Raw genomic sequence first — 11745 nt, forward strand, 5'->3', positions numbered from 1 at the left:
AGGTTGAGTTAGCCATGGCGTTAAAAGACCTCGCCAACGAGGACTTCGGTGAGTTCGAAGTTAACGCGATAGAACTGAAAAAGAGCACGCTAACTCCCAAGGGACCGATTTACGAGACGGTTGCGAGATTCGAGCTCTCGGAGTGAGAACTATGGACATCGAAGCGGTCATCAGCGAAGTCCTTCAGAGAACCAGGCCAAGTGAAGAGGAGAGGGCCTTCGTTGAGGAACTGATGAAGGAACTGGAGGGTATAGCCAATAAAACCATTGAAGAACTCGGTCTCGAGGTTAAGCCCTACTTCGTCGGCTCCCTCGCGAAGGACACTTATTTGGCTGGAGACCACGACGTTGACCTCTTCCTTGCCTTTCCTTTGGAGACGCCCCTCGAAGAGCTTCGGAAGAAAGGATTAGAGCTCGGAAAGGCAATAGCGGAGAAGCTCGACTCCTATGAAATTGCCTACGCAGAGCACCCCTACGTCAGGGCAAAATACAGGGGAGTGAGAGTTGATTTGGTTCCCTGCTACGACGTGAAGGATTGGAAGGACGTTAGAACGGCGGTGGACCGCTCGATACTCCACACCCGATGGGTCAATGAAAACCTTAGGGGCAGGAACGATGAAGTCAGACTGCTCAAGCGTTTCCTCAAGGGAATAAACGCCTATGGGAGCGAGATTTACGTGAGGGGCTTCTCGGGTTACCTCGCCGAGATTCTTGTGATTAAATACGGCTCCTTCCTCGGGGTTCTCAAGAAGGCCGACTTAATACTGAAACAGAAGATAATAGACCCCGCGGACTGGCTGAGAAAAGAGCCCGAGGTTGCCAGAAAAATAGTAGAGAGGGAAATCAACGAGGACAAGCCCCTCGTGGTGATAGACCCCGTTGACCCTCGGAGAAACGTTTCCGCAAACCTGAGCTGGGAGCGTTACGGGATTTTTTACTTCAAGAGCGGGGAGTTCCTTGAAAAGCCTTCGATTGAGTTCTTTTTCCCGGCTGAAAAGCCCTGGAAAAACTACCTCGAAGTGCTGAGGGAAAGAAAGACCGCACTGCTCACCCTCGTCTTTGAAGTGCCGGAGATGGTTGATGACCTCCTGTTGCCACAGCTCGAGAAGAGCGCCAAAGGTCTTGAGAAGGCCCTCGAAAGGGAGGGTTTTAGGGTTCTCGGCTGGAACGTTGGAAAGACGGAGAAAGCCTTCATAATGCTCGAACTGGACAGGGCCGAGAGGGAAAGGATAAAGCTCAAGCCGGGGCCGGAGTTCTTCACGGAGAGGGGCAGGAGGTTCTACGAAAAGAACGAGAAGGTCTGGATTGTGAGGAAGAGGCTATACTCAGAGAAAAGAGTCAAAGAGAACGTCCTAGATGTTGTCATCGAGCTCCTCGAAAAGGGCCAGGTTTCTCTCGGAAGGGGAATAAGGGAAGCGGTTAAAGGGGCCGACGTGCTGTTAAACTACGTTCCTAAGGATATGGAGGGCGAGGCCTATCTCTTCCTGAGCAGAGAGAAGTGGAATCTGAAGGATTAAGAGGAAACCTTTTCTTCCAATTAATGCCTTCAAACGTTCAAGAGTAGTCTTAAGCTCAAGGACGTTTTTACCATCAAAGCCCCTCTCTAAGAATTCAATCAGCCGTGATTCTTTCAGTTCGAAACCCTTTCTGGGCTTCATTGAAACCACCAGTTATAGATTTAGGAAAAACAAAATATAAACCTACTCCCTATGCTCGCAGAACTTTGTGTTTTCCCAGAGGCCATGAACCTCTCCAGGAACGTGTCCCGTATCGGCCACAGCCCACTTGAGGTTGTAGTTTTCAATAATGTTCCCCAGCTCGCCTTTCAGGTCGCGTTTTCCAACGTAAAGAGTAGCTCTTGTAACGACGTTGTAACCGCTGGTTGGAACCTCGGGCTTCAGCGCCTCGAGCCAGGCTTCTTCGCTCGTCTCCCAGCCTTCGATGGACGGTAACCCGCTGAGGTGCCAGATGTGGTAAAGGCTCTCGAAGTTGAGAAGCCTCAGATAGAACTCAACGAAGAGGCTCTGGAGCTCGCTCCCGTCGAAGTACTTCATCAGCTCTATAAGGGCCTTGGCCATCACAGAAACGTTCGAAAACGCCACCCGTGTGTCAAGGTTCTCCCAGAAGCGCGGACAGGAGTGAGTGGCTAGGAGCATGAGGTAGTAGGCCCTTCCGAGCCTTAGGGCTTCCCTATCACCGTTGGCCGGCTCAAGAACGTAGTTAACTGACGTGGTCAAACCGAAGTAATCGTAGTAGTCCCTGAAGAAAACCCTCGCGTACCTCACCAGAAACTCCCTCACATTACCCGCTCCCAGCTCCAGGAGACCCCTTAGGACGCCGAGCCTTACGGCCCTGTTGAGCTCGGCAAAGAGTCTCGTAAAGGCCACTTTCCAGAGCTGGGAGACCTTCCGCCCATTTACATCCCTCGCAAAGACCCTTCCATCAGCCCTTCTGTAACCGAGCCAGCGCGAATCGCTCGTCTTTCCGTCAAGGCTCAAATCGAAGTAGTCGCTCCAGCTGGAGTAGTCCTTGACAGGCATGACAAAGGAGCACTCACCCCTAAGCCTTTTGAACTCGCCCGAGAGCTTCTTCCAAACGAAGGAAGGGGCTGAAATTCTCTCGACGCCTTTCTTTTCTATTCCCTCCATCCATGCAACAAAGCGGTCAAGCTGTTGCGGATTTCCAAGGAGGCTCTCAAGGTCGCTTGCCGTGAAAACGATGTATGGAACGCCGATGCTTTCCTTGTAATCGTCCCTTCTGGAGAGCGTTTCCCCGACGAGGCCGGAAACGTCGAGGGTGTTGAAGGCGAAGGCATCGCTCAATGACCATTCGCGACCGAAGACGAAGGAACCGCCGTAGCGGTTGCAGGAGTACTTGGCCTGTGGGAAGTCGTAGAGAAGTTGCCTTTCATCGAGCAGAAAGACGAGCTTTTTATCGGTTGCCGATTCAACTATTTCCGCGGTTCTTTTGGTTATCACGGCCTCAGGAAGCCAGTAGCCGACGACGGGCTTGTTGCCGGCAAGCGGGGCGTAGAAATCAAACGAAACCCTCGCGAGAATTTCCTGTTCGAACTCGTCGAGATGTGGCATTATCGGGTGGAAGGGAACGGTTGGAACGGCATCGAGCTCCCTGAGCAACTCAACGGTATCCTCGAAGGCCTTCCTGCGGTAGTGGAGGAGCATGAGGAGAGTAAAGGGTTCGACGTCAACGCTAACCCCCTTAAGCCGTGACAGAACATCCGAAATCCTCTCGTAGGAATAGAGCATGGCCCTCGTCCAGTTCTCACCCCTAACCTCGTCTCCACCGATTCTAATCGCGACAGGGCTCTTCCGTTCTTCATACTCTATTGGCCCGCTTCCATCGCCGTCCCTGACGTAAACTATATCCCCTGGCTGGTAGGCGTGGAAGTGGTGGGCATACTTCATAAACATGGTCTCACCGGGAGTGATACGTGTTTATAGCTTATCCGTTTTTCCTACCCACTTTTGCCCGATAGGTTAATAAACATGTGTAGCAAAGCACAGATGGTGGGAGAATGAAGAAGCTCGTGAGAGAACTCCTTGGGGAGGACCTCGCAAACTATCTGGAGTTGCTGAGGGCGAAGCTGGCCTTTGCGGAGGAGCTCTACGGGGTTAAGATGAGCTATGTCCCTCTCATCACAGATGGTGAAATAGTCGTCCTCGACAAGAAGGACGGATTGATAAAGTGGCTGAGAACGAAGAGGCCCCTGAGCGAGGAAGAACTGCGGAAACTAGCAGATAAAATCCGTTACAACCTCGAGAGCGGTTACGTTGAAAGCCTTCTCGCCATGAACATGGGCTGTATAAACGGTCCGGGGGAGTAACTTTTTAAATTCCCGTTTTAATTCCGGGCGATGAATCGTTCAGAGCTCGTGCTTCTAACCATAACAGCCATGTGGGGATTAACGTTTCCGGCGATGAAGGTTAGCCTGAACTACATTCCTCCGATACTTTTCCTCGTCTACCGCTTTGGCATTGCCTCACTCTTCATGTTGATACTCTTTCGCTCAAGGGTTCTCAGGAGGGAAACCCTTTACGAGGGCTTTCTCCTCGGTTTAACGCTCTTCTTCGGTCATGGCTTCCAGATTGTTGGCTTGAAGTACACAACGGCCTCAAATTCTGCCTTCATAACCTCCCTCTACGTCGTCTTCACGCCGTTTATAGCCTACTTCCTCCTAGGAGAGAGGATTAAGGCCAGGGACGTTCTATCGCTGGGCATAGCACTCACAGGGCTCTACCTGATTTCGGGGGCCGGAACGAGGGTAAGCTACGGCGACCTTTTAACGGCCCTCTGTGCGGTCAGCTTCGCCTTTCAGATAGTCCTAGTTCAGAAGTTTGGAGAAAAAGACTACCTCAGTCTCGCCTTCTGGCAGATTTTTTGGAACTTCATTTTCTCGCTGGTATTTGCACTCCTCTTCGAGCCGAAGGTCTTCCCGAGGGAAATCCTCCCATGGCTCGGGCTCATTTACACGGCAATCTTCGGGACCGTGATAGCGTTCACCCTTCAGGTGAAGTACCAGAAACACACGACCGCTTACAAGGCCGCTCTGATATACTCGATGGAGCCCATATTCGGTTCGCTGTCCGCGTTTATACTCCTAGGCGAGAGGTTTACAAAGAGGACCCTCGCTGGAGCGTTTCTCATAATGGCAGGTGTCTGGAACGAGATAAGAAAAAACTAACGAAAAGTTAATAAAAACTTTCGCCTATTCTTAAACCGGAGGTGATGGCCATGGTGCACGAGTACATCAAGAACAAAACCAAAGAGTTCTCCAAGGAGGAGAAGGAGAAGCGCTATAAATACCTCGGAAAAGAAGTCATTGACGTCGGAGACCCCGGACTGGACAGTATTCCCGAGTTCTATGGCATAGCGAACGCCATCTGGCGCGACTGGAAGAACGGCGAGATAAGCACTAAGACCGCCCTCGGGAGACTCGCGCTCCTGAAGTTGCTTACCTACAAGACCAAGAACAAGAAGATTCAGGACATCCCTGAGGAGGAGCTTGAAGAGGTCAGGAAGTTCATAGACTACGTTATTCAGGTCATCAAGAACGAGAGCCGGAGAAAGGGCGAGCCGGAAGAGGAGAGAAAGATAGAAAACGCTTAAAACTCATCCACCTAATTCTCTTCGCCCTCCCTCTCACACCCCCGCGAGAGGTGACCGGGGGGCGGTCGGGGAGGGCACACTTACCCCAAAAAGCTCCGGGTTGAGCCTCGGTATCATCGCCATCAAAACGGCAATCTCGTTGAGCTCGGTTCTTGTGAGCAGTCCTTTGCTCAGAACACCTATTGCTCCGGTTTTTTTCTTGAGCTCCGGGTCGTTTACGAGTTCACCCATCGCGATGCCGGCCTCAACTCCATCCCCAAGGATTTTTCGAATAACCACTGGAGGATACTCAAAGCCCGGGCCGTGGCCGACCGTTACGACCCCATCGGGGCTAGCCACTGCACAGACCTGAACGTCGAGATAGCCCGTCAGCGTTTCCGGGAAGGGGTAGATTCCGGCCTCGATTCCAACTCCGAGGTCGGCACCGGTCTTTTCCAACGCTCTCTTTGCCCGGTTCACAGCCCCACGCACTATCTCTTCTATTCCAACCGGCTGGTCGGGAACCCCGCTCTCGACCCCAACGCCCAAAACCTCGACGTCGCCGTAAATCCTCTTCATCACGTTCTCAACCGCCCTAACCTTCGTCGGGTTGGTTGAACCGACCGCGATTCTCATGCCACCACCGAAACGGCTTGGCAGAAAACCTTATAAGCTAACTTCCCAATTCTGGGCCGATACTAATGAGGGGGGAGTGTTTTATCCTTCGCTCCGCCCGTTTCGAGGCTTAAGCCCTCTTCTGGGTTAGCCTTAACTATCACTTCTGGAGGGTTTTGCCATGATTAGGGAGCCAGAGTTTAGGGAGTACAACCCAGGAAAGCTTGAGGAGAAGATAGAGAGCTTTTGGAAGGAAAACAACACCTACGAGAAGGTTAAGGTCAGCAGAGCTAACGGTCCGAAGTACTACTTCCTCGACGGACCGCCCTATGTGAGCGGTGCCATACACCTTGGAACCGCCTGGAACAAGATAATCAAGGACATGATAATCCGCTTTAGAACGATGCAGGGCTACAACGTGAGGAGACAACCGGGCTTTGACATGCACGGATTGCCAATAGAGGTCAAGGTCGAGCAGGCCCTTGGCCTAAAGACCAAGAAGGACATAGAGACCAAGATAGGGGTTGACAACTTCATCAAGAAGTGTAAGGAATTCGCGCTAAACAACCTGAAAATAATGACCGAGCAGTTCAAGCAACTGGGCGTGTGGATGGACTGGGACAATCCCTACATGACGATAAAGAACGAGTACATCGAATCGGGCTGGTTTACACTCAAGAAGGCCTGGGAGAAGGGGCTTTTGGAGAAGGACAAGAGGGTTCTCCACTGGTGCCCGCGCTGTGAGACGGCTTTAGCGGAACACGAAGTTCGTGGCGAATACAAGCTCAGAAAGGACCCAAGCATCTACGTCAAGTTCCCAATTGAAGGGAAGGAGAAGGAATACCTGCTCATCTGGACTACAACACCATGGACGCTCCCGGCCAACCTCGCCGTCACCGTCCACCCCGAGTACGACTACGCCAAGGTTAGAGTCGAGACAGAGGAGGGAGAGGAATACTGGATAATAGCTGAGGCGCTGGTTTATAAGGTCCTTTCGGAGGTTGGAGTTCAGGGAGAAATCGTTGAGACCTTCAAGGGAGAAGAACTTGAGGGAATAAGGTATATCCACGTCCTAATGGACGAGTATCCGACCCAAAAGGAGTTCCGCGAGAAGTATGAATGGGCGCACAGGGTTATCCTCGGCGAGCACGTGACCCTTGAGGACGGTACTGGGCTTGTCCACACCGCTCCCGGCCACGGTGAGGAGGACTTTGAGGTCGGAAAGCGCTACGGTTTACCGATCTACAGCCCGGTTGACGACCAGGGCAGGTACACAGAAGGGAAATGGAAGGGAACCTACGTCAAGGACGCCGACAGGGAAATAATCGAGCACCTCCGCGAGAAGGGCTACCTCGTGAAGGCCGGGGAAATAGAGCACAAGTACCCGCACTGCTGGCGCTGTAAGACCCCGCTCATCTTCAGAGCAACGGACCAGTGGTTCCTAAAGGTCAGCAAGGTCAAGGACAAGATAATCAAGGAAAACGACGAGAAGGTCACGTGGTATCCGGACTGGGTCAAAGTGCGCTACGACAACGGCGTGATGAACTCAGGTGATTGGGTCATAAGCAGACAGCGCTACTGGGGAATACCGCTTCCGATATGGCAGAGCGAGGATGGAGAAATATACGTCGTTGGGAGCTTCGAGGAACTCGTTAGGCTCAGCGTGGCGATAGAGGTCAACGGCGAGAGAATAGAGCTACCCGAAAGCTACGAGGAGAAGCTGAAGGTCATCGAGGAGAAGCTCGGCCCAGAAGATTTGCACAGGCCCTACGTCGATGCCTTCATCATAAAGGTCAACGGCAAGGAGATGAGGCGCGTTAAAGACGTCGTTGATGTGTGGTTCGACAGCGGAATAGCCAGCTGGGCTTCACTGGACTACCCGAGGAACAGGGAGCTCTTCGAGAAGCTCTGGCCGGCTGACTTTATCGTTGAGGGTGAAGACCAAGTAACCAAGTGGTTCTACTCCCAGCAAGCCGCGAGCGTTATAGCCTTCGACACCGTTCCCTATAGAGCTGTTGCAATGCACGGTTATGTCCTCGACGAGAAGGGCGACAAGATGAGCAAGAGCCTCGGAAACATAATCCGCCCGGAGGAAGTCGTCCAGAAAGAAGGAAGGGACCCCTTTAGGTTTTATATGCTATGGGCAACGAACCCCTGGGAAAACCTCCGCTTCAGCTGGAAGGGGCTGGCACAGGTCAAGCGCATGTTGAACATACTCTGGAACGTTTACGTTCTCAGCGCCACCTACATGAGCCTCGATAACTTTGACCCGAGGAAGCTCAACCCGGAGGAGCTCCCATTCAGGGAGGAAGACCGCTGGATACTCAGCAGGGTGAACGGGCTCATAGGCGAGGTCACCGAAGGGATAGAGACCTTCCGGCTTACAAAAGCCACCAGAGCAATCTACAACTTCGTCGTCGAGGACCTAAGCAGGTGGTACGTCAGGCTCATCAGGAAGCGCATGTGGGTTGAAGGGGACGACCCGGACAAGCTGGCGGCCTATTACACAGTCTGGAAGGTCTTTGACATTCTGCTGAGGCTCATGGCTCCGTTTACACCCTACATAGCCGAGGAAATCTACCAGAACCTCCTGAGGCCCTTTGTTGGTATTGAAAGCGTCCACATGCTCGACTGGCCGAAGGCTGATGAGAAGGCCATAGATGAGGAACTCGAGCGCGAGATGGAAGCCGTGAGGAAGATAGTTGAGGCAGGTTCATCAGCGAGGCAGAGGGCAAAGATAAAGCTCCGCTATCCTGTAAGGAGGATAATCATCGAGACCGAGGACGAGACGGTAAAGAAGGCCGTCGAGAGGCTCAACAGAATCCTGCGCGACCAGCTCAACGCGAAAGAGGTGGTCGTTGGTAAGGTAGAGCGCGAGCTCGTCATAAAGCCGAACTTCGCAAAAGTTGGCCCGGAGTTCAAGGGCGACGCAAAGCTCGTCATAGCGTGGATAAACGAACACGGAAGGGAGCTCTACGAGGCAGGTGAGATGGACATTGAAATCGAAGGAAAGACCTTCCACCTCACGAGGGAGCACCTGGCCGTAGAGGAGAAGCTCCCGGACTTCTTTGTTGCTGAAGAGTTCGAGGGCGGGAGAGTGTTCATCGACAAGACCCTCACGAGGGAGTTACTCGCGGAAGGCCTCGCCAGGGAGTTCGTCAGGAGGATACAGGAGATGAGGAAGCGCTTGGATTTGGACGTCAACGACCGCATTAGGGTCACGATAGAGACAAGCGAAGAGAACCGCGAGCTCCTCAGCGACAACCTCGACTACATTATGAAGGAGACGAGGGCAACCGAGGTTGTCTTTGGAGAAGCTAAGGGCTACGTGGTTGAATGGCCTGAGGTTCAGGCAAAGATAGGGATTGAGAAGGTCTAACTCTTCGTCTCCTTTGTATTATATATTTTCCATATCCCAAGCAGAGCACCGGCTATTCCAATAGTCACCACGACTTTGATAAAAACTCCTTCCAACCGTAACAGAATCAAGCCGCCCAAGAGTGTAACCAATAGATACTTAACAGTCTGAAGACTCTCTCGAACCTCTGGAATAAACAAGACGGCCAGATACAGACTAATCAGGGCCATCTCAAAATCTTCAACGATAATTCCATAAACTGCCCCAAAAAAACAATAGTAGTGATATGAAGATTCCAACCAAGGGCTTTTCTTTTCGTAGAGACTCCATAACCAAGAGCATAGATAAGAGAGCACCAGCCAAGAATGCAATCAAGTATATGCCAACTTCTTCTGCCATATTCCCACCTCCAAAACACAAAGCACAAAAAGAAATAAAGAGTTAACTTTCCTATTCAAGTTCCAGTTCATTTCCCATGGACTCTCAGTCTCATCCACCCGAGAAGCGTCCCGAAGGGAAGGAAAATCGCCGTGAATAAATAGAGTAGCCTGAACATCGTTAACAGGGATTCCCTGATGAAAGAAACGTTATAATTTCTAGTGACAACAGTCAAAGCTACCACCATTCCAAACAGATAAAAGAGGGCGTAGAAGGCACCAAAGGCACCGCTCTCGGCGTATCTCCTCTCCAGCAGTCCCTTTTCCACGAGCTTCCTTGTTATCTCGTAGTCCTTCTCCGAAGCAAACGCAAACAGCGCCCCCATTAAAACACTTATGAGCGCGTTTTTGATTACGAACAGGTAAAGTCCCGAGCCGACGGCAACGAAATTGATGATTGCTCGGATTTTGAGTATCCACCCGGGTATGATATACCTATGCGCCATCATGGAGTAGTACCAGCCGGCGACAACAAAAACGTAGAGAGCAATTGAAACACTCCTTTCAAGGCCAGTGCCGGAGAAGTAAGAAATCACGAACAGAAGAATTGACGCTGAAAGCTCTCTCAGAAAATCCCGCCAGGAGTAAGTGATTTTCTCGGGTGTCTTACTCCCGCTATAAAACGCCGATGCGAGGAACATCAGGAAGGTGCCCGTTGCAAAGAGAATGCCAAGAGCTTTAACGATGGAAGCGAAGGAAGTTCCCGGTTTTGAAAAAGCTAGATACAAAAGTCCGAAGAGGAGCACACCGAACCCAAACGAGCCCATGAAAAAGATTAGATACCTCAAACCCCTGGATTTTAAGAGCCCGAACTTTCTCCATTCGGGTTCCTTTCGGACAACATAGGCCAGAGTATAGAGGAGCGCCAGGATAACCGCAAAGGGAAGGCTTTTTTCCAGTGAAATAGAGAGTTCCTGACCGAGTAGAGCCGTCAGAAAGAGGACTCCAGTAAGGAAGACCAGAAAAAGTTCATCCCTCTTCATCTACACACCCCTCAGATTGATACAATGGGTTCATCAAGTCTTCAACTTCTTTGAGCTCTTTCTCAAGCTTCGCAACCTCTTCTTTACTCCTCGTCTCAAAGGCTATCACAAGCACGCGGAGATTGCCGGGTCTATTTGGGACCATGTTTTATTTCCCCAACGCCAGTAAATGATACATAGCCCAATTAACTTTTCCTTAGCCAAACAGCAATCCCCACGCAACCCAAAGCTGGCCGAGGACAATCAGTGTCAGGGGCAGAGCCGTTGCCTTTCTGATTCTCTTGGACCCGTAGAAGCCGACCAGCCCAAAGAGGAAGTTCAGAGCAGAGAGCTCAAGGAGGGCATTCACAACCCTGTCGTTTCTTCCGAAGGCTATTAGCTCCGTGAGGTAGTGGGGGGCCGAGATATCTCCAACGTGAAGCGCGACGAGCCTAACCGCCAGGAGAATCCCCGTGAAGACGAGGTTGTACTCAACGACATAATCTATGAGGCCCCTGTGAGGTTCTTTACCTGTAAAAATCCGGTAGAGGGAGAGAGGAAACACCACCACCCAGATTGTCATCGAGATGAGCAGGACAAAAAACGAAAATATCAGCGCAAACATCGCAATGGCGTTGAGGACTCCCCACAGGGGGTTCTCTGTCAGGAGAACGGCAGAAGAAAACAGTCCCCAAAAGACAATGGCGTTGCCGAGGATGTTGAACACCTCTTTCGGAAGGTAAAGCCTCCCGTGGGTTTTCTCGATAATTTCTGGAAGCCTTCTAACGTCCCTTCGCGAGTAGCCATAGCGTTCAAGAGTCCTCCCAACGAAGTACAGGGCCACGAGGAGAAAGATGATTAGAAGGAGAGAAATCGAGACAACGTTTGGGAGCGAGAGGTTTTTCTCCTTCCCGGGAACGAGAATCCAGATAACAACCCAGAAGCCAATGATGAACAGCCACGGGAGGAGATAGTCCTTGATGAAGACCCTCATGGCCGTTAATATTCAGCGGGGTAAATAACCCTTTTGGCCGAGCTCAAGCGAGGGGATAAAAAATCAAGGGAGGGGTATCCTTTCCACCTCGATTCTGTCAAAGGTCGGGTACTCCTCCACGATGAAGAACCTAACGTCGCCCTCTACCGCCTCGGCAAGCTCAACAGCTACATCCTCGGGCATCTCTATCCTGCCCTTCTCGCGGTTGATGTGGAGCCACTCCGCTGGAACTTCAGCCTCGTTGACGAGAAGGTCATAGAGCTCATCCAAATCC

Annotated in this window: 11 protein-coding genes and 2 pseudogenes; 6 read left to right on the top strand and 7 right to left on the bottom strand. The window is 51.6% G+C overall.

What is annotated here, in order from left to right; all coding sequences use genetic code 11:
* Nucleotides 1-146 (top strand): annotated as a pseudogene (locus MVG27_RS00710) (RNA 2',3'-cyclic phosphodiesterase); the annotation flags it as partial.
* A gap of 5 nt (nucleotides 147-151) precedes the next feature.
* Entirely contained in the window at nucleotides 152-1516 is a 1365-nt protein-coding gene (gene cca / locus MVG27_RS00715) for a CCA tRNA nucleotidyltransferase (RefSeq protein WP_297555885.1), read from the top strand.
* A gap of 183 nt (nucleotides 1517-1699) precedes the next feature.
* Here cca and MVG27_RS00720 read toward each other — a convergent pair whose 3' ends face one another.
* On the bottom strand, nucleotides 1700-3430 hold the full coding sequence (locus tag MVG27_RS00720; protein WP_297548310.1) for a glycoside hydrolase: 1731 nt from the start codon (nucleotides 3428-3430) through the stop codon (nucleotides 1700-1702).
* Nucleotides 3431-3534: 104 nt separating this feature from the next.
* Between MVG27_RS00720 and MVG27_RS00725 the strand changes: the two genes are divergently transcribed.
* The 3 genes from MVG27_RS00725 to MVG27_RS00735 are packed head-to-tail and all read left to right on the top strand — an operon-like array spanning nucleotide 3535 to nucleotide 5126.
* Nucleotides 3535-3843, top strand: coding sequence for a hypothetical protein (locus MVG27_RS00725; RefSeq protein ID WP_297548312.1), 309 nt, complete (start codon nucleotides 3535-3537; stop codon nucleotides 3841-3843).
* Nucleotides 3844-3873: 30 nt separating this feature from the next.
* Nucleotides 3874-4701, top strand: coding sequence for a DMT family transporter (locus tag MVG27_RS00730; RefSeq protein ID WP_297548314.1), 828 nt, complete (start codon nucleotides 3874-3876; stop codon nucleotides 4699-4701).
* 50 nt (nucleotides 4702-4751) lie between these two features.
* The gene (locus tag MVG27_RS00735; protein WP_297468051.1) at nucleotides 4752-5126 is read left to right on the top strand and encodes a hypothetical protein; all 375 of its coding nucleotides are present in this window, start codon (nucleotides 4752-4754) and stop codon (nucleotides 5124-5126) included.
* A gap of 33 nt (nucleotides 5127-5159) precedes the next feature.
* Here the strand turns inward: MVG27_RS00735 and yjjX are convergent, their stop codons facing one another.
* Nucleotides 5160-5741: an inosine/xanthosine triphosphatase gene (yjjX, locus tag MVG27_RS00740; RefSeq protein ID WP_297548316.1), complete on the bottom strand. Its 582-nt coding sequence runs from the start codon at nucleotides 5739-5741 to the stop codon at nucleotides 5160-5162.
* Nucleotides 5742-5901: 160 nt separating this feature from the next.
* Between yjjX and ileS the strand changes: the two genes are divergently transcribed.
* Nucleotides 5902-9099 carry an isoleucine--tRNA ligase gene (ileS, locus tag MVG27_RS00745; protein WP_297555888.1) on the top strand — a complete coding sequence of 1066 codons (3198 nt, stop codon included), beginning with the start codon at nucleotides 5902-5904 and terminating at the stop codon, nucleotides 9097-9099.
* Nucleotides 9100-9318: 219 nt separating this feature from the next.
* On the opposite strand, the gene MVG27_RS00750 is transcribed toward ileS, so the two are convergent.
* The 5 genes and pseudogenes from MVG27_RS00750 to MVG27_RS00770 form a co-directional block, all read right to left on the bottom strand.
* Nucleotides 9319-9477, bottom strand: coding sequence for a hypothetical protein (locus MVG27_RS00750; RefSeq protein ID WP_297549187.1), 159 nt, complete (start codon nucleotides 9475-9477; stop codon nucleotides 9319-9321).
* A 67-nt stretch (nucleotides 9478-9544) separates the two neighbouring features.
* The gene (locus MVG27_RS00755) at nucleotides 9545-10498 is read right to left on the bottom strand and encodes a potassium transporter Kef (protein ID WP_297555889.1); all 954 of its coding nucleotides are present in this window, start codon (nucleotides 10496-10498) and stop codon (nucleotides 9545-9547) included.
* Entirely contained in the window at nucleotides 10485-10643 is a 159-nt protein-coding gene (locus MVG27_RS00760) for a hypothetical protein (RefSeq protein ID WP_297555891.1), read from the bottom strand. The genes MVG27_RS00755 and MVG27_RS00760 overlap by 14 nt, the downstream gene beginning before the upstream one ends.
* A gap of 51 nt (nucleotides 10644-10694) precedes the next feature.
* Nucleotides 10695-11471, bottom strand: coding sequence for a hypothetical protein (locus tag MVG27_RS00765; RefSeq protein WP_297555893.1), 777 nt, complete (start codon nucleotides 11469-11471; stop codon nucleotides 10695-10697).
* Nucleotides 11472-11534: 63 nt separating this feature from the next.
* Nucleotides 11535-11745, bottom strand: a pseudogene (locus tag MVG27_RS00770) (radical SAM protein); the annotation flags it as partial.

The organism is Thermococcus sp., assembly GCF_027011145.1.
In the GTDB taxonomy this organism is placed as follows: Archaea; Methanobacteriota_B; Thermococci; order Thermococcales; family Thermococcaceae; genus Thermococcus.

Excerpts from the sequence above, each read along its gene's own strand:
- cca (WP_297555885.1), top strand. The coding sequence starts at position 152 with ATGGACATCGAAGCGGTCATCAGCGAAGTCCTTCAGAGAACCAGGCCA.
- MVG27_RS00720 (WP_297548310.1), bottom strand. The coding sequence starts at position 3,430 with ATGTTTATGAAGTATGCCCACCACTTCCACGCCTACCAGCCAGGGGAT.
- MVG27_RS00725 (WP_297548312.1), top strand. The coding sequence starts at position 3,535 with ATGAAGAAGCTCGTGAGAGAACTCCTTGGGGAGGACCTCGCAAACTAT.
- MVG27_RS00730 (WP_297548314.1), top strand. The coding sequence starts at position 3,874 with ATGAATCGTTCAGAGCTCGTGCTTCTAACCATAACAGCCATGTGGGGA.
- MVG27_RS00735 (WP_297468051.1), top strand. The coding sequence starts at position 4,752 with ATGGTGCACGAGTACATCAAGAACAAAACCAAAGAGTTCTCCAAGGAG.
- yjjX (WP_297548316.1), bottom strand. The coding sequence starts at position 5,741 with ATGAGAATCGCGGTCGGTTCAACCAACCCGACGAAGGTTAGGGCGGTT.
- ileS (WP_297555888.1), top strand. The coding sequence starts at position 5,902 with ATGATTAGGGAGCCAGAGTTTAGGGAGTACAACCCAGGAAAGCTTGAG.
- MVG27_RS00750 (WP_297549187.1), bottom strand. The coding sequence starts at position 9,477 with ATGGCAGAAGAAGTTGGCATATACTTGATTGCATTCTTGGCTGGTGCT.
- MVG27_RS00755 (WP_297555889.1), bottom strand. The coding sequence starts at position 10,498 with ATGAAGAGGGATGAACTTTTTCTGGTCTTCCTTACTGGAGTCCTCTTT.
- MVG27_RS00760 (WP_297555891.1), bottom strand. The coding sequence starts at position 10,643 with ATGGTCCCAAATAGACCCGGCAATCTCCGCGTGCTTGTGATAGCCTTT.
- MVG27_RS00765 (WP_297555893.1), bottom strand. The coding sequence starts at position 11,471 with ATGAGGGTCTTCATCAAGGACTATCTCCTCCCGTGGCTGTTCATCATT.